The following is a 16,803-nucleotide window of genomic DNA, read 5'->3' as shown; positions in this document are numbered from 1 at the left end:
CGGATGGCTTTTTCCATTTTTGCGATTAAGCAATAGAGTCGCATCCTGCTAGGTTGGTTAAACTCCGTTCAACAATCTTTATCACACTGTATTTGGTATGTATTTTAAAGTGCGATATTAGCCACAAAAAAAATTTACGCGTCTTTCTCTATGTAGAGAAAAAGGTAATTTGACCACTAGTCTTATAATTGAGACAGATTCTTGAGTCCAGTCTCTATAATGTAACAACATCACAGATACTATGCCTAAGTAGGCAATGATATTGACATTGTAAATAATAAGGAACAAGCGTCATGCGTAGTCAATTCCGAATGGACTCCGTTCCCGGTTCTTTGGTCGTGGTCGGGGGGACCTACGAACCATGGCTTTCTGTACTAGAACAGGTTGGGTGGCGATGTACTCAATGCGGTGATTTACGTCAAGCGGATACTCTCTTCACTGAAACGGGGCCCTGTATCGGTATTGTCGATCTCAGCCATGATGAATTCAGTTTAAATGGCATTGCTAACTTGGTGAGTAAGCACAAGCAAGTGCGCTGGTTAGCTTTTATTCGTGAGTCTCAACTGAGCTCTGACACCATCTGTCAGTTTATCGTTAACTTCTGTATCGATTTCTTCACGGCGCCCATTCCTGATGCACAACTGCTCAGTACCATTGGTCACCAGCTTGGTATGCTCAAACTAGAAAAAAAAGTGTGGCCACATTATGGCAATCAGAGTGATATGGGGCTTATCGGTGACTCTATGCCAGTCAAACGTCTACGCGATCAAGTGAAACGCATTGGACCAACGGATGTCAGCATTCTTATTTATGGTGAGAGCGGCACAGGTAAAGAGACGGTGGCACGGGCGGTGCATCGTACATCGGCAAGAGCAAATAAAGCGTTTATTTCGGTTAATTGCCGTGCAATGTCTGAGCGCCGGATTGAAAGTGATCTATTTGGTATTAATCGTGAAGATCATAACGAGCCATCGATTCTCGAGAAAGCCGATGGCGGAACGATTTTGCTTAATAACATTTTGACACTACCGAGATCGCAGCAATACAACCTATTGCGCTTCTTGCAAGAGGGGATGGTTGATACAGTCTCGGGGCGAAAAGAAGTGGATGTACGTGTATTGGCGGCAAACTCAGCCGATATTGAAAAAGCATTGATAGATGGTGACTTTAATGAAGAGTTATACCACTACATTAATGTGTTACGCATCAGTGTACCGAGTCTAAAAGAACGGTCAGGTGATGTAACGATACTCGCACGCCATTTCTTGCAAGAATACTCCAAAGAGTATAATGCTCAGGCTCGCAGTTTTACCGAAGAAGCCAGTCGTGCGCTGGCTCGTTATCATTGGCCAGGCAATGTCCGTGAACTGATGAATCAGATAAAACGAGTAGTGTTGATGTCGGAAACGGTAATGCTCGACGAGTGTGATTTAGACTTGCCAAAACGCAGTGAAAATCGACGTAGTCTTAAAAGCATTCGTGAACGTAGTGAGCGGGATGCATTGTTGTTGGTTTTGGAGTCCCACTCTGGGCAGGTTTCGATGGCAGCCAAAGAGTTAGGTGTCTCGCGTGCCACCATGTACCGATTATTAAACAAGCACAATCTGATCACAGATATTGCTGTGTAATTGATTGTTTTGTCGTTTAAAAAGCCACAAGTTGCTCTTTGTGGCTTTTTTATATATAAAAATAATTCACCAATACCTACACATAACTAAGATAAATATCTTCTTTTGTTTCAGTTACCTGCCGAGATTTCAGTTGATCTCGTCGTTTTGGTTATATTGATGATAAAGCAGTTGAATAAATCATCGCTGAGGTTAGAATTTAACCATGAGCTAAAGGCTCATACCCATTCAACTTCGGATTAATTACATTTTAGCTTAGGAGGCGCACCATGAACCACTTCACCGTTCAAACTACAGTTTGCGCTTCTCACGATCTATTCATCATTACGCTGGCTGCGAATACATTCGCGTCTGCCATGTCTGATCGTAAGTTAAATAAATCATGTAATTAGCCCGTATCCTTTTATTTTTAATTGGCTGCGGAAAAGCAGCGAATTAAAAGTGTTTGATAAGCTCGTAGTCGTTGTCTTTTCCCAGTCTCAATGCAACTGGAGAAAAACCATGAGTCATTCTGTATATCTAAAACTTGCCACACTATTGATTAAGGCTGATTTACGTCGTGAAGATCGTCAATGGAAACGTAAAATAAGACGTGATGCTTACCAGATCCCTTGGAACAATGCTTATCTACTAAAAGATATTGGCCTTGAACAAGATGGTCGTCCAATCGGCACGTCTGAGCCTGACATCGTTAAAGCCAAGCGTCGTGTTCGTCATCTTCGTCGAGTCCTGAGTGCGCGAATACCGACGTAATCTCAAGGGGTAGGTTGCTTCACCTGCTCCGTATCATCTAAGGACAAGGGTTGGAATACGTCGTACCAATCTCTTGAATACCTTGAAGCAACTCATCTGACAATACGACATCTAAACTATCAATATTGGCTTTAAGCTGATCCAGATTTGTCGCCCCAATGATGTTGGCGGCGACAAATGGTCTCTGGTTGACAAAGGCAAGAGCCATTTGTGTCGGCTCAAGACCATGAGCTTTCGCTAAATCCACGTACGCTTTGGTAGCTTGCTCCCCTTGCGGAGTAAAGTAGCGTACAAAACGTTCAAACAACGAGCAGCGTGCATCTTTTGGCCTTGCTCCGTTTAAATATTTGCCACTTAAGCAACCGAAAGCGAGCGGAGAGTAGGCGAGCAGTTGTACTCCCTCATAGTGACTAATTTCTGATAGCCCAACTTCAAAGCTGCGGTTAAGCAGATTGTATGGGTTTTGGATAGAAACGATACGTGGAAGATCATGCTTTTCGGCTAAACGCAGTAAAGACATCACGCCCCATGGTGTCTCATTTGATACACCGATATAACGAATTTTACCGGCCTTGATAAGCTCTGCCAACGCCTCTAATGTTTCAATCAGGGTTACTTCTTGCTGTTCATCAGGGTATGGGTAGTTGAGTTGACCGAAGCAGTTGGTTTGACGTTGTGGCCAATGCAATTGATAGAGGTCAACGTAGTCGGTTTGCAGACGTTTGAGACTGTCGTCAATGGCGAGATGAACATTGCGCCGATCTAAACTCATGTTGTCACGAATATAAGGTACATTACGTGGGCCTGCGATTTTTGTCGCCAGTACCACTTTTTCGCGCTTACCGGATTTGGCTAACCAATTGCCGATATATTGTTCGGTTAACCCTTGGCTTTTGCCACTTGGTGGAACGGGGTACATTTCTGCGGTGTCGATAAAATTGACCCCGCGTTCCAACGCATAATCAAGCTGGTTAAAGGCTTCTTGTTGCGTGTTTTGCTCACCAAAAGTCATGGTGCCAAGACAGATCTTACTCACTTCCAATGTTGAGTGAGGTAACTTGTTGTATTGCATAGATCTTCCTTGTCGTAACAGTTCAAGTGATCCCACTATAGGGGATTTAAGTAGAAGATGAAAAGAGGCTTGTGCAACAAATTCGCAAAATGCTTAGGGTTGGCTAATACTCAATAGTGGAGGTGAACTATGCAAAAAAGTCAGTTAGACAAATGGATCCATGGTCAACATAAGGAAAGTTATCAACCACCAAAGGTGTTTGTTATCAGCTGTTCTGACCTGTCACACTACTTGCTTGCGGTGGAGTACAAGCACAAACTCGAACCGATTCGAGTCGATGATAAACCCGTTCACTTTGAATCTCTAGAACGGGTCAAAGAAGAACTACAGCGTCTCGGTGTCGAGCGGGCATACCTAAGGCTGCATAATGCTTACGATGAGTGTGGGGCTAGCGATGGTCCGATGTTCCATGATCTAGAATTGCCAATAACCACTCATTAAACAAAGTGTTGCTCTAATAGCTGCGCGGTGAACTGGGTTCTTAAATAGAACCCTCTTGGCAGCGTCTTTATTGGTTTACCGCTCGCGCCATAAGCTTCAGTTAACACTCGGCCATTGGCCGCTTTTGGCCTCAATTGCATGACCTCACCGTGACGGGCGTTGATCTGCTCAACACGCCCAAGCACGATCATTTCCATTAACTCTTCCCAATCTGCTTTTAACTGCTGCTGTTGTTCTTGAGTGGGAGACCAAATAAGTGGAGAGCCGACACATCGCTCTCCAAGAGGGATTTCTCGCTCTCCTTCGACTGGTACCCATAACACTCGAGACAGTTTATTGCGCACATGACTGGTTTCCCATGTTAATCCGTGAACACCAATTAATGGCGCGACACAGACAAAGGTCGTTTCAAGGGGTTTACCACTGTAGCTGATAGGAATGGTCTTGAGTTCTATTCCGAGCTGTTCGAAATCTTGCTGTGGTTTGCTTCCTGCGCTCGCCCCTAAATGCCATTCAAGCAGCTGGCCCACCCAGCCTTTATCGCGGCGTAAATCGGGCGGGACATCAATTTTAGCTTCATCGGCGAGCTCTTGAAAGCTGATGCCAGCGATACTGTTCGCTCGTGTTAGTAGTTCTTGCTCTGATTGGGGTTCAGTCTTCATGATCATTGATAACTCATAGTGCAGGCGCCTATTGTAACCTAACTTGAGTAAATATCGACTGAAGAGATATTGATCATAGTGGAGAAAAGATCATCAATCAGCAACTTATCCACAAGATAATGACGTTATAAAGGAAAAAAACCGAACATGTATGAATTAACAGTGGTTTTTGTAGCGAAAAGTGGTTGAAATTTCCATTTTAAGCTCAAGGTTGATGTGGTGGTGTGGATAAATACAAGCGTGGTGGATCTTTGACCGATCTGTGGGTGGGGATTATTTCTGGTGATTTTTTGCCTGATGTTCATGAGGTTTTTACGATAACATCATGAAAATAAAAGAAAAATAATAACCTTCTTGGTGCAGTGTTAGAATTAAAAAAGAGCGATGATGTTTAAATGATCAGTTGCGCGCGTATTTTTCACATGGTTATACACAGAAAAGGTGAATAAATGTGGACTAGGTCTCATCCTGATGTGAGTAACCAAGGTTTTGATTAAAAGTTATCCATAATGGCTGTGTATAGTCATATTTTCTGTGTGAGTCACACTAGTAAGTTTGCTCATATTGGGGATATGTGGAAAAATCAGTGTAATTAAAGATATTATTAGAGGTTGGCCAGTGATAGATGGCGACGGTTACCGCTTAAATGTCGGTATTGTAATCTGTAACAGCCATGGTCAGGTCTTCTGGGCAAAACGATACGGACAACACTCTTGGCAATTTCCCCAAGGTGGGATTGATGAGGGGGAAACCCCAGAACAGGCTATGTATAGGGAACTATATGAAGAAGTTGGCCTGACCAAAAAAGACGTGAAAATCGTCGCGACAAGTCGTCACTGGTTAAGATATAAGTTACCAAAGCGCCTTGTTCGTTGGGATTCAAAACCGGTTTGTATTGGCCAAAAACAGAAATGGTTTCTATTGCGCTTGGATTGCGATGAATCTCGTATCAACATGCAGCGTGGTAATTCCCCTGAATTTGATGGTTGGCGTTGGGTAAGTTATTGGTATCCTGTCAGGCAAGTGGTTTCCTTCAAGCGTGATGTGTACCGTCGAGCGATGAAAGAGTTTGTCTCAATGGCAATGCCATTCAAGGAACGCAGAACAAAAGGCAAACGTAAACACCGAAGAGGGTAGGCATGCTGTCTCAACTAAGGGAAATAGTTGAACAAGTTTCTAAGGTCGATGAAGTTCATCAGGCATTAGACATCTTGGTAAAACAAACATGCAGTGCGATGGACACTGAATGTTGTACTGTCTACTTAGCAAATGAAGAGATGCAGCGCCTAGAGTTAATGGCAACTCAGGGGCTGCGTTTTAAAGGCGACAAAATTCATATCGGATTTAACGAAGGCTTAGTTGGCTTAGTTAAACGCAGCGCAGAGCCTCTTAATCTGGCTGAGGCCTCAAAACACCCAAACTTTAAGTATTTTTCTGTGCTAGGCGAAGAGCTTTATCAGAGTTTTTTAGGCACCCCCATCATTTACCGCAAGCAAGTGTTAGGTGTGTTGGTCGTCCAGCAAAAAACGCCACGCCAGTTTAACGAGATGGAAGAGTCGTTTCTCGTCACCCTTGCTGCGCAATTGGCGGTTATTATTGCCCATGCGCAAACTCAAGGTCATTGGCGACTAGAAAAAAAACAGCAAGCAATTAAAGGTGTCCCTGCCTCATCTGGGATCGCGATTGGCAAGTTATGGTGGGACGATACTCAACCCGATCTCGCCTATGTTTATCCTGCTTCTACGTTAGATGTTGAGCGTGAGCAAGAGTGGTTACTGCTGGCGATTGAAGAGGCGTTGGGTGATTTTCGTCGTATGCGGAAAAAACTCGATAGTGAAATCAATAAAGATGCGTTAGCGATATTTGATCTCTTTACTCACTTACTTAATGATCCCATGTTACGTAAGGATCTCAAAGCACAAATCCAAAAAGGCGATCGGGCAGATTGGGCACTCAGACAAGTCGTTGAGTCTTATTCGAACCGATTTGCGCGGATGTCTGATGTCTATTTGCGTGAACGAGCGCAAGATATCCGTGAACTTGGTCAGCGGTTACTTTTTTTCCTCCACAACACCGAACAAGATCGTCAGGTGCTCGATAAGCCAGTGATCTTAGTCGTGCGTGAGCTTACAGCCTCACTGCTTGCGTCGGTCTCCAAAGAGATGTTGTTAGCGGTGATCTCTCTTGAAGGGGCCGCTAACTCACACGCCGCGATTTTATCTCGTGCGTTAGGCATTCCTGCTGTTATGGGAGCCAATTTCAATCTTAAGGCAGTCAATGGTAAGCAAGGGATCGTTGATGGTTACAGCGGTAAAATCTTTGTTTCTCCAAGCCGTCAACTGTTACGTGAGTACCGCGCCTTAGCCGATGAAGAGCGAGAGCTGGCTAACATGGTCAACTCTCGCATTGAGCAGCCAGCCTTTACTAAAGATGGTCAACGTATCGAGGTAATGCTCAACGCCGGGCTCAGCGCGGATACCAACATTGCCATTAACCTAGGGGTTGATGGGGTTGGGTTGTACCGCACGGAAATCTCTTTTTTACTTCAACATCGTTTTCCCTCCGAAGAAGAACAAACTCAACAATATCAAGCCGTACTGAGTAGCTATCCGGACAAACGAGTGGTGATGCGCACCTTGGATGTCGGCGGTGATAAAGCGCTACCTTATCTGCCGATTGAAGAAGACAACCCGTTTTTAGGTTGGCGAGGCATTCGTTTCACCCTTGATCATCCTGACATCTTCCTGATGCAAATTCGCGCCATGATACGTGCCAGTGCTCAGCATCAAAATTTAAGTATATTGTTGCCGATGGTTTCGGGAGCGCAAGAATTGGATGACGCCATCGAACTGATTGAAAGGGCTTATCATGAGGTCTCTGAGCAAGACTCACGAGTCAAAATGCCAGAGCTTGGCGTGATGATTGAAGTCCCTTCGATGATCTACTTGTTGCCGTTAATTGCCGATAAGGTCGATTTTGTCTCGATTGGGACCAATGATTTAACCCAGTACCTTCTCGCGGTTGACCGTAATAATGCCCGAGTGGCTGATGTCTATGAATCGTTGCATCCGTCTGTAATCATGGCACTGCGCCACATTCATCAGAGCTGCCAACAGCTCAATCTACCCGTTTGTATTTGCGGAGAGCTGGCCGGTGATCCTATCGGGGCACTGCTTATGGTCGGGCTTGGCTATCGTAGTTTAAGTATGAACACGTCGAACGTAGCAAAGGTGAAATATTTACTGCACCATACCGAAATCAACGAGCTACGCCAACTTGCCGACAAAGCATTGATACAAGCTTACGGCAAGGACATATATACTATGATGCAGTCATTTTTCGAAGATAAAGGCTTTGCGGGCTTTATTCGTGCGGGTAACAAATAAGGGTTAATGTGTCGTTAGAATTGCTGTTGTCATTTATGCTGCTCGGTGCGTTCGTTGGGGTTATGGCAGGTTTGCTTGGTATTGGTGGTGGGTTGATTGTTGTGCCTGCGTTATTGTGGCTGCTGCCTATGGCCGGTATTGATGCTAGTGTTAGTATGCAGATAGCACTGGCGACGTCACTGGCGAGTATTATTGCCACGTCAGGTTCGTCGGCATTGAATCACTTTAAGCTCGGCAACGTCGATATATTTGTGGTTAAGTGGCTAATGCCTGGTGTGATCATTGGCGGCTTCCTTGGTGCCAATCTAGCCGAGTGGATACCCTCACAGTACTTACCGAGAGTGTTTGGCGTGATTGTTTTACTGCTTGCCATTCAGATGCTGTTTTCCATTCGAGGCAAAACGACCCAAGTGATGCCAGGCACCGCCGTGACTATGGTCTATGGTACCGGGATCGGTGTAGTATCGAGTCTCGCAGGTATCGGCGGTGGCTCCCTATCGGTGCCCTTCTTAAATCGCCATGGGATCGAGATGCGTAAAGCCGTCGGGTCATCCTCTGTTTGTGGCTGCATGATTGCCATTTCAGGTATGTTAGGTTTTATTCTCCATGGTTATCAGGTTGAGGATTTACCGCTTTACAGTATTGGTTATGTTTACTTACCTGCGTTGGCTGCAATTGCGTCTACTTCGATGCTGACGACACGTATTGGCGCAAAATTAGCGACGTCACTTCCCACGCAGACGCTTAAAAAAATATTTGCGGTGTTTTTAATGTTTGTTGCAGGAACTATGTTGCTGTAAAACACTCTGATCTATACGCATCGTAACAATTCAAAAATTTCATAAGATAAGAGTAGTCTTCCTATGTCTCAAGGTTATTTAACTTTCCCCAACATTGATCCCATCTTGGTATCAATCGGTCCTCTTTCTATCCGTTGGTACGGTTTGATGTATCTGGTTGGTTTTGTCTTCGCGTTGTGGCTTGCCAACCGACGTGCGGATAAATCGGGTAGTGGTTGGACACGCGAGCAGGTTTCCGATCTGCTATTTGCTGGCTTTCTAGGAGTCGTTATTGGTGGGCGAGTTGGTTACGTTATGTTTTATAACTTTGACCTATTCTTACAAGACCCGCTGTACCTGTTTAAAGTGTGGACTGGTGGAATGTCATTTCATGGTGGTTTACTTGGTGTGATCACGGCAATGGTTTGGTATGCCAAGAAGAATGGCCGTACTTTCTTTGGGGTCGCTGATTTTATTGCGCCACTTGTGCCGTTTGGTTTAGGCATGGGACGTTTAGGTAACTTTATGAATAGTGAGTTGTGGGGGCGTGTGACCGATGTGCCATGGGCATTTGTTTTCCCAAATGGCGGTCCGCTTCCACGCCACCCATCGCAGCTGTATGAGATGATGCTTGAAGGTGTGGTGTTATTCTTCATTATTAACTGGTTTATTAAAAAACCGCGTCCACTTGGTTCGGTTTCAGGGATGTTCTTAGCGGGTTACGGAACCTTCCGTTTCCTAGTAGAATACGTCCGCGAACCTGACGCGCATTTGGGCTTGTTTGGCGGCTTTATCTCAATGGGACAAATCTTGTCACTGCCAATGGTTATTATCGGGGTACTGATGATGATTTGGGCCCACAAACGCGGTCATTATAAAGATGAACTCTCACAACAAACGAAGTAAGGAATTGGTGTGAAACAGTATTTAGATCTCTGTCAGCGTATCGTTGACCACGGTGAGTGGATTGAAAACGAGCGTACTGGTAAGCGCTGCCTAACGGTTATTAATGCCGATCTAACGTACGATGTGGCCAACAATCAGTTTCCTTTAGTGACGACCCGTAAGAGTTTCTGGAAAGCGGCGGTTGCCGAACTGATCGGTTATATGCGTGGTTATGACAATGCCGATGATTTTCGTCAATTAGGCACCAAAACGTGGGACGCTAACGCAAACCTCAACCAAGCATGGTTAAATAATCCTTATCGTAAAGGTGATGACGATATGGGCCGAGTTTATGGCGTACAAGGTCGTGCTTGGGCTAAGCCTGATGGTGGCCATGTCGATCAGCTACGTAAAATTGTTGATGACTTAACCCGTGGTGTCGATGATCGCGGTGAGATCTTAAACTTCTACAATCCAGGTGAGTTTCACATGGGGTGTTTACGCCCGTGCATGTATAGCCACCACTTTTCCCTATTAGGGGATAGGTTATACCTGAATAGTACTCAGCGCTCCTGTGATGTGCCGCTAGGTTTAAACTTTAATATGGTTCAGGTTTACGTTTTTCTTGCGATTATGGCTCAGATTACAGGTAAGAAGCCTGGGCAGGCCTATCATAAGATTGTTAATGCACACATCTATCAAGACCAGCTTGAGTTGATGCGTGATGTCCAGTTGCAACGCGAACCTCTTAAAGCGGCAACCTTCCATATCAACCCAGAGATAAAGTCTCTTGAAGACTTAGAAACTTGGGTTACTTTGGATGACTTTTGGGTCGAAGGTTACCAATATCATGATCCTATTCGCTACCCGTTCTCAGTGTAATTGTTACGTTATATTGTCTAAACCGCCTATCGTTAGGCGGTTTTTTTATGCCCAGCAGGTAGATGAATACTCGCTAATCTCAAATAAAAAAGCCCGCAACCAAGAGGTGCGGGCTTAGCAAAACGATGGTGCTGTGATTAAGTTGTCAGCGCTAGGATTGCACCAGGTAGTACAACAAAGACTGACAATAGGTAACCTGCAACTACGGCTTTATTCTTCACCGCCATATCTGAGATTAAGTCCGCACCTTTAATCGGGAGCTCTCGTAAGAAAGGGATCCCAAAAATAAATGCCGTCGCCATAATATTAAACACTAAATGGACGAGAGCAATCTGCAGTGCAAACACCGCAAACTCACCAGATACCGCTGTTGCAGCCAGTAGAGCGGTGATACAAGTACCGATGTTTGCACCTAGCGTAAAAGGGTAAACGTCACGTACTTTAAGTACTCCAGATCCAACGAGTGGAACCATTAAGCTTGTTGTGGTGGAGGATGATTGAACCATAATAGTGACAATAGAGCCAGAAGCAATGCCGTGAAGGGGGCCACGACCGATCGCGTTCTTAAGAATCTCACGTGCACGACCGACCATTAGGCTTTTCATCAACTTACCCATGACCGTGATAGCAACGAAGATAGTTGCGATACCTAATACGATAAGCGTGATACCACCAATGGTGTCTCCAAATGTCGCCAAAGGTTCTTTTATTGCACCGACGACTGGTTTAGTCATTGGATTAATAAAATTAAGACCTTTCATACTCATATCACCGGTTGCAAGCATAGGTGATACTAGCCAATGAGATACTTTTTCAAGAATACCGAACATCATCTCCAGTGGTAAGAAGATAAGGACAGCGAGTAGGTTGAAAAAGTCGTGAATAGTTGCACTGGCAAACGCGCGTTTAAACTCTTCTTTACAGCGAACGTGTCCAAGAGAGACTAAGGTGTTGGTCACAGTGGTACCAATATTGGCACCCATAACCATTGGGATCGCGGTTTCGACTGGCAGACCTCCAGCGACAAGGCCGACAATAATAGAGGAGACCGTACTTGACGATTGAATTAGAGCGGTGGCCACTAAACCTATCATCAAACCAGCCACTGGGTGTGAAGCGAATTCAAATAGAACTTTAGCTTGATCGCCAGTTGCCCATTTAAAGCCGCTGCCTACCATAGATACTGCTAGAAGTAGCAAATACAACATGAACGCCAAGTTAGCCCAACGCAACCAACGAGTCGTACTCGAAATCGGTGCCGCTGCAGTAGTCGCTTGGTTCATAATTTTTCTCCGTTGACCTATTAAAGTAAGTTGAGGTCTGTTGTTGAGTCTGAGGCTGATGGTAGAGATGAAATATTTCAGTAATATGACAGTTATGTGTAGCCTGACCGTTTTTATTGAAAGAGAGAGCTTTGGAGTGTAATGAAGGATTTGGTATCCATGTAATATGTTGATTTTTAATGGTTATTTGCCAATTTCTAGCGATATTATTTGCGGTGATTAACGTCGGGAAAAACATAAAAATTTGTCACCCAGTGCGTTATTTATTAATAGTGAGTGGCGTAATTAAAAATAACACTTCGTTAAAATTGTAGGTTTCTTGCTTTATTGCATGGTTTTAACGAATTATTGTTGTCATTGATTTCATTTGTTATAACCTAGCAATTTCCCCCCCCTGTTGAGTGAGTTCTGATGTCACATTTAAATTATAATCATCTCTATTACTTCTGGATGGTGTGCAAACAAGGTTCTGTTACTAAGGCGGCAGAAGCCCTTTTTCTTACTCCGCAAACGGTTACTGGCCAAATTAAAGCGTTAGAAGAGCGCATGGATGGCAAATTAACTAAACGTAACGGACGTAGTGTTGAGCCGACAGAGTTAGGTCAGTTGGTGTTCAAGTACGCCGATAGAATGTTTGGTTTGAGCTATGAAATGCTCGACATTGTTAACTATAGCCAGCGATCTAATATTTTATTTGATGTTGGTGTTGCAGACGCACTGTCCAAGCGTCTGGTGAGTAAGATATTACTCACGACAGTCCCTGACGATGATAGCCTCCATTTACGCTGTTTTGAATCGACACATGAAATGCTATTGGAACAACTATCGCAACATAAGCTTGATATGATTTTGTCTGACTGCCCAGTCGATTCGAGTCAAAGCCCAGGCTTATATAGTAAGAAACTGGGAGAATCGAATACGAGCTTCTTTTGTTCAGGTAATGTGACGAATGTGAGCTTTCCTGCGATTTTAGAACAAAGAAAGCTCTTGATACCAGGTAGCCGAACGGCGATGGGACGCAAAGTGTTGCAATGGTTTGATCGCCAAGGATTGCAGCCTAACATTTTAGGCGAATTTGATGATGTGGCATTGATGAAAGCTTTTGCTCGTTATCACCACGATGTCGTTTTTCTCGCCCCTTCGATATATGTTTCTGAAGTCGATAGTGATTTAACATTGCAATTAATTGGTCATATTGATGAGTTGAAAGAAGAGTATTATGTCATTTTTGCTGAACGTATGATTCAACACCCTGCGGTTAGAAGTGTTTGTGATGCTGACTTTACCAATCTGTTTAATTAGAGGTTGTTTTTTAGCCTAATAAATAGATTAATTGTTACATTTCGATTAATATTCAAAATAATTCACTGCATAAAAAATTAAATATTAAGTGAATAGGTTGAAAATTGGTGGTCAATAAGCACTTTTAATGACCGATTGTTGTAGAAGTTGTTGTGGTATGAAGGGGTGTAGTGGCAGATGAACCTACAAGAGATGGAAAAGAACTCAGCTCAGGCGGTAGTGCTACTAAAGGCGATGGCAAATGAGCGTCGCTTACAAATATTGTGCTTGCTGCACAATCAGGAGCTATCGGTGGGGGAGTTATGTAATAAGTTGGAGTTGAGCCAGTCTGCTTTGTCTCAACATTTAGCGTGGCTGAGAAGAGATGGCTTGGTCAACACGCGCAAAGAAGCTCAAACCGTTTATTACACATTAAGTAGCCAAGAAGTGAAAGCAATGATTCAATTGTTGCATACACTTTACTGTTCTTAGCTGAGTTTATCTTATTTAGAGGAGGGGCGTTCAATCTCTAAATAAAACAGGCATAAAAAAACCGGCCAAGGCCGGTTTTTCTTTCACAGCAAATCAGAGTTCTATCACAGAGCTTTGATTGCAGCAGTGAAACGAGACTTATGACGTGCAGCTTTATTCTTATGAATAAGGCCTTTAGTCGCCATGCGGTCTAGGATTGGTGTAACTGTAGCAAATGCTTCAGTTGCAGCAGCTTTGTCGCCTGCTTCGATAGCAGCAACAGTTTTCTTCATGTAAGTGCGCATCATAGAACGACGGCTAGCATTGTGCTGGCGACGTTTCTCAGCTTGGATAGCGCGCTTCTTAGCAGATTTACTATTTGCCAAGGGTCTAACTCCCAAAAACTTAGTTCGGTGACAATTTAAGGGCGAGGAATATCCCTCATTTGCGCTTAATTGTCAAATGATTTGTGCAAAAACCAATCGAGCCAAACAAACTTTGGATTGAAAGGTCTTCACGGTTAAGATGGCGGGGATTCTAACAGTATTTTTTTTTCATTGCTAATACTAATCTGCTCTGCTTTTGACATTCCTGATGTAAAGTAGGGCAAAAGTTTTGATTTCCGAGGTAATTGTGAGTAAACGTCTGCTCAAGTCAGGCATGATTGTCAGTGCCATGACATTGATCTCTCGAGTGTTAGGTTTAGTTCGAGATGTCGTTGTTGCTAATATTATGGGCGCAGGCGCAAGTGCCGATGTGTTCTTTTTTGCCAATAAAATTCCTAATTTTCTGCGTCGCTTGTTTGCAGAAGGCGCTTTTTCACAAGCTTTTGTCCCCGTACTGACTGAATATCACGCCAGTAAAGATCTCGATAAAACGCGTCAGTTAATCGCACGGGCGGCGGGCACGCTAGGCGTGATTGTCTCTATCGTCACCATTCTTGGGGTATTAGGTTCTGGTGTGGTTACCGCTTTGTTTGGTTTTGGTTGGTTTTTAGATTGGCTCAACGGCGGTCCGTCGGCCGAGAAATTTGAGCTAGCCAGTTTTATTCTCAAAATCACTTTTCCATATTTGTGGTTTATCACCTTTGTTGCTTTGTCTGGTGCCATTCTCAACACCCTAGGTCAATTCGCGGTCTCTTCTTTTACGCCAGTTTTTTTGAATGTGATGATTATTCTCTCGGCTTGGTTTATCGCCCCGCAACTTGACCAGCCAGAAATTGGTTTAGCGATCGGGGTTTTTCTAGGCGGTTTAGTGCAATTCTTATTTCAAATTCCGTTCTTAATCAAAGCTGGAGTCATGGTAAAGCCCCAATGGGGATGGCGCGATCCTGGTGTGGTTAAAATTCGCACCTTAATGATACCGGCCTTGTTTGGTGTCTCGGTTAGCCAGATTAACTTGTTGTTTGATACTTTTATTGCCAGCTTTCTTCAAACGGGGTCAATCAGTTGGTTGTATTATTCTGATCGGTTACTTGAATTTCCCCTTGGATTGTTTGGTATCGCGATCGCGACAGTGATATTACCTGCGCTCTCTCGTAAACATATTGATGCGCACAATGATGGTTTTGCTCAAACGATGGACTGGGGCGTTCGCATGGTCACTTTACTTGGTGTTCCGGCGATGCTCGGCTTGATGGTGCTGGCTAAGCCGATGCTGATGGTGCTGTTTATGCGCGGAGCATTTTCCGCGCAAGACGTGCAGTTTGCCTCAATGTCATTGATGGCTTATGCCTCAGGTTTGCTTAATTTCATGCTGATTAAGGTACTTGCCCCGGGCTATTACTCGCGTCAAGATACTAAAACACCAGTGAAATACGGCATTATCGCTATGGTGACGAATATGATTTTTAACGCCATTTTTGCATGGTTTTATGGTTATGTTGGCTTAGCGATTGCCACCGCACTATCGGCGCTAGTCAATATGTCGCTTTTGTATCGTGGATTGCACCGAGCTGGTGTCTACCAATTAACCCAACGAACCATTGTCTTTATGATGAAGTTACTGGTTGCTGGTGGATTAATGGTCGCGGCGATTTTGTCACAGCTTGAAGCCATGGATGTATGGTTGTCTTGGACCTTGCTTGAACGAGGAACAACACTCACGGCTTTAATTGGCTTGGGTGCTGGGGTTTATCTATTAACGTTACTTATACTGGGCGTACGTTTAAAAGACTTAAAAGCAGCGACAGAGTGAGCAAGATTGGTATATAATCCGTCGGTTTCACGCAAGGTAAACTCATTATTTGAGTGTTTAACAAAAATTGATAGGTTTTTAGCAGTCTCCAATGGAATTGATTCGAGGTATTCACAATATCAAATCACATCATAAAGGATGTGTATTGACGATCGGAAACTTCGATGGTGTGCATCTTGGCCATCAAGAAGTGTTAAACCAAGTTTCTGCGAGAGCAAAGGAACTTGACTTACCATCAACGGTCATGACGTTTGAGCCTCAGCCGTTGGAACTGTTTGCAAAAGATAAAGCACCAGCACGCTTAACGCGTTTGCGCGATAAATTTGTTCAATTGAGCAAGCTCGATATTGAAAGGTTGCTGTGTGTTAACTTCAACCATCAGTTTGCAAATCAATCGCCACAGTCCTTTATTCGTGACTTGTTGGTCGAGCGTTTGGGTGTTAAGTTTCTCGTAGTGGGCGATGATTTTTGCTTTGGTAAACAGCGCAAAGGTAACTTTACCATGTTAGAGAAGGCGGGACGTGAGTTAGGCTTTGAAGTCGTTAGCACGCAAAGTTTTTGCCTTCAGACATTGCGCGTAAGTAGCACTGCGATTCGTGACGCATTAGCACAAAATAAGCTTGATGACGCCGCTAAAATGCTGGGGCGTAATTATAGCATTAGCGGTCGAGTGTCTCATGGGCGAAAACTGGGTAGAACGATAGGTTTTCCCACCGCAAATATCCCGTTAAAGCGCTGTGTCTCGCCTGTCTCCGGTGTCTATGCCGTAGAAGTGTTGGGCCTTGGTGAACAAGCTTTTGGTGGTGTTGCAAACATTGGCAATCGACCAACGGTAAATGGCATACGCCAGCAACTAGAAGTGCATTTATTTGACTTTAAAGCCAACTTATATGGCAAGCAGTTAGAGATCGTGCTTTTAGATAAAATCCGCGACGAACATAAATTTGAATCGTTTGACGCGCTGAAACAACAAATTGAATTGGATGCTGAAGCAGCAAGGGTGTGGCTGCGTCAGCGAAAGCCAGCCCAAGTGGTTTAGTTCGCTGCTTGGCATAATGTCTAACTGTCACCCAAGACAACGGAA

At 44.1% G+C, this 16,803-nt stretch carries 16 protein-coding genes; 12 read left to right on the top strand and 4 right to left on the bottom strand.

Going from position 1 to position 16,803, the window contains the following annotated elements; translation table 11 throughout:
• The first annotated feature begins 293 nt into the window (after positions 1-293).
• On the top strand, positions 294-1,628 hold the full coding sequence (vpsR, locus tag CDZ87_RS04915; RefSeq protein WP_100752449.1) for a cyclic-di-GMP-binding transcriptional regulator VpsR: 1,335 nt from the start codon (positions 294-296) through the stop codon (positions 1,626-1,628).
• A 501-nt stretch (positions 1,629-2,129) separates the two neighbouring features.
• A complete protein-coding gene (locus tag CDZ87_RS04910; RefSeq protein WP_038173914.1) occupies positions 2,130-2,381 on the top strand; it encodes a hypothetical protein in 252 nt (83 codons plus the stop codon).
• A 37-nt stretch (positions 2,382-2,418) separates the two neighbouring features.
• On the opposite strand, the gene CDZ87_RS04905 is transcribed toward CDZ87_RS04910, so the two are convergent.
• Entirely contained in the window at positions 2,419-3,453 is a 1,035-nt protein-coding gene (locus CDZ87_RS04905) for an NADP(H)-dependent aldo-keto reductase (RefSeq protein ID WP_100752448.1), read from the bottom strand.
• A gap of 129 nt (positions 3,454-3,582) precedes the next feature.
• On the opposite strand from CDZ87_RS04905, the gene CDZ87_RS04900 reads away from it, so the two are divergent.
• On the top strand, positions 3,583-3,894 hold the full coding sequence (locus tag CDZ87_RS04900) for a DUF6482 family protein (protein ID WP_038173917.1): 312 nt from the start codon (positions 3,583-3,585) through the stop codon (positions 3,892-3,894).
• On the opposite strand, the gene mutH is transcribed toward CDZ87_RS04900, so the two are convergent.
• Positions 3,891-4,556: a DNA mismatch repair endonuclease MutH gene (mutH, locus tag CDZ87_RS04895; protein ID WP_100752564.1), complete on the bottom strand. Its 666-nt coding sequence runs from the start codon at positions 4,554-4,556 to the stop codon at positions 3,891-3,893. The genes CDZ87_RS04900 and mutH overlap by 4 nt on opposite strands.
• Positions 4,557-5,174: 618 nt before the next feature.
• Here mutH and rppH point away from each other — a divergent pair.
• From rppH to CDZ87_RS04870, 5 genes are all read left to right on the top strand, one after another.
• The gene (rppH, locus tag CDZ87_RS04890; RefSeq protein WP_100752447.1) at positions 5,175-5,693 is read left to right on the top strand and encodes an RNA pyrophosphohydrolase; all 519 of its coding nucleotides are present in this window, start codon (positions 5,175-5,177) and stop codon (positions 5,691-5,693) included.
• Positions 5,694-5,695: 2 nt separating this feature from the next.
• Complete coding sequence (gene ptsP / locus CDZ87_RS04885; protein ID WP_100752446.1) at positions 5,696-7,942, top strand: phosphoenolpyruvate--protein phosphotransferase; 2,247 nt, start codon at positions 5,696-5,698, stop codon at positions 7,940-7,942.
• Between the two features lie 35 nt (positions 7,943-7,977).
• A complete protein-coding gene (locus tag CDZ87_RS04880) occupies positions 7,978-8,742 on the top strand; it encodes a sulfite exporter TauE/SafE family protein (protein WP_100752563.1) in 765 nt (254 codons plus the stop codon).
• 63 nt (positions 8,743-8,805) lie between these two features.
• Positions 8,806-9,627 (top strand): prolipoprotein diacylglyceryl transferase, encoded by an 822-nt coding sequence (lgt, locus tag CDZ87_RS04875; RefSeq protein ID WP_100752445.1) that lies wholly within the window; start codon positions 8,806-8,808, stop codon positions 9,625-9,627.
• Between the two features lie 9 nt (positions 9,628-9,636).
• On the top strand, positions 9,637-10,488 hold the full coding sequence (locus tag CDZ87_RS04870) for a thymidylate synthase (protein ID WP_100752444.1): 852 nt from the start codon (positions 9,637-9,639) through the stop codon (positions 10,486-10,488).
• 137 nt (positions 10,489-10,625) lie between these two features.
• Here the strand turns inward: CDZ87_RS04870 and CDZ87_RS04865 are convergent, their stop codons facing one another.
• A complete protein-coding gene (locus CDZ87_RS04865; RefSeq protein ID WP_100752443.1) occupies positions 10,626-11,771 on the bottom strand; it encodes a Na/Pi symporter in 1,146 nt (381 codons plus the stop codon).
• Positions 11,772-12,182: 411 nt separating this feature from the next.
• Here CDZ87_RS04865 and nhaR point away from each other — a divergent pair, with 411 nt between their 5' ends.
• Positions 12,183-13,073 (top strand): transcriptional activator NhaR, encoded by an 891-nt coding sequence (gene nhaR, locus CDZ87_RS04860; protein WP_100752442.1) that lies wholly within the window; start codon positions 12,183-12,185, stop codon positions 13,071-13,073.
• A gap of 177 nt (positions 13,074-13,250) precedes the next feature.
• A complete protein-coding gene (locus CDZ87_RS04855) occupies positions 13,251-13,544 on the top strand; it encodes an ArsR/SmtB family transcription factor (protein ID WP_100752441.1) in 294 nt (97 codons plus the stop codon).
• A 104-nt stretch (positions 13,545-13,648) separates the two neighbouring features.
• Here the strand turns inward: CDZ87_RS04855 and rpsT are convergent, their stop codons facing one another.
• A complete protein-coding gene (gene rpsT, locus CDZ87_RS04850; protein WP_038173928.1) occupies positions 13,649-13,909 on the bottom strand; it encodes a 30S ribosomal protein S20 in 261 nt (86 codons plus the stop codon).
• Between the two features lie 247 nt (positions 13,910-14,156).
• Here rpsT and murJ point away from each other — a divergent pair, with 247 nt between their 5' ends.
• On the top strand, positions 14,157-15,719 hold the full coding sequence (murJ, locus tag CDZ87_RS04845; RefSeq protein ID WP_100752440.1) for a murein biosynthesis integral membrane protein MurJ: 1,563 nt from the start codon (positions 14,157-14,159) through the stop codon (positions 15,717-15,719).
• Positions 15,720-15,810: 91 nt separating this feature from the next.
• Positions 15,811-16,758: a bifunctional riboflavin kinase/FAD synthetase gene (gene ribF / locus CDZ87_RS04840; RefSeq protein ID WP_100752439.1), complete on the top strand. Its 948-nt coding sequence runs from the start codon at positions 15,811-15,813 to the stop codon at positions 16,756-16,758.
• Positions 16,759-16,803: the final 45 nt, after the last annotated feature.

This window comes from Vibrio salilacus, assembly GCF_002811245.1.
GTDB lineage: Bacteria > Pseudomonadota > Gammaproteobacteria > Enterobacterales > Vibrionaceae > Vibrio > Vibrio salilacus.
Note: the sequence above shows the minus strand (reverse complement) of the source record. Positions and strands in the feature narration are given on the sequence as shown.

Coding starts and splice junctions, on each gene's coding strand:
- mutH (WP_100752564.1), bottom strand. CDS start 4,556: ATGAAGACTGAACCCCAATCAGAGCAAGAACTACTAACACGAGCGAAC.
- vpsR (WP_100752449.1), top strand. CDS start 294: ATGCGTAGTCAATTCCGAATGGACTCCGTTCCCGGTTCTTTGGTCGTG.
- CDZ87_RS04910 (WP_038173914.1), top strand. CDS start 2,130: ATGAGTCATTCTGTATATCTAAAACTTGCCACACTATTGATTAAGGCT.
- CDZ87_RS04900 (WP_038173917.1), top strand. CDS start 3,583: ATGCAAAAAAGTCAGTTAGACAAATGGATCCATGGTCAACATAAGGAA.
- CDZ87_RS04855 (WP_100752441.1), top strand. CDS start 13,251: ATGAACCTACAAGAGATGGAAAAGAACTCAGCTCAGGCGGTAGTGCTA.
- ptsP (WP_100752446.1), top strand. CDS start 5,696: ATGCTGTCTCAACTAAGGGAAATAGTTGAACAAGTTTCTAAGGTCGAT.
- nhaR (WP_100752442.1), top strand. CDS start 12,183: ATGTCACATTTAAATTATAATCATCTCTATTACTTCTGGATGGTGTGC.
- CDZ87_RS04905 (WP_100752448.1), bottom strand. CDS start 3,453: ATGCAATACAACAAGTTACCTCACTCAACATTGGAAGTGAGTAAGATC.
- CDZ87_RS04880 (WP_100752563.1), top strand. CDS start 7,978: ATGCTGCTCGGTGCGTTCGTTGGGGTTATGGCAGGTTTGCTTGGTATT.
- CDZ87_RS04865 (WP_100752443.1), bottom strand. CDS start 11,771: ATGAACCAAGCGACTACTGCAGCGGCACCGATTTCGAGTACGACTCGT.
- ribF (WP_100752439.1), top strand. CDS start 15,811: ATGGAATTGATTCGAGGTATTCACAATATCAAATCACATCATAAAGGA.
- lgt (WP_100752445.1), top strand. CDS start 8,806: ATGTCTCAAGGTTATTTAACTTTCCCCAACATTGATCCCATCTTGGTA.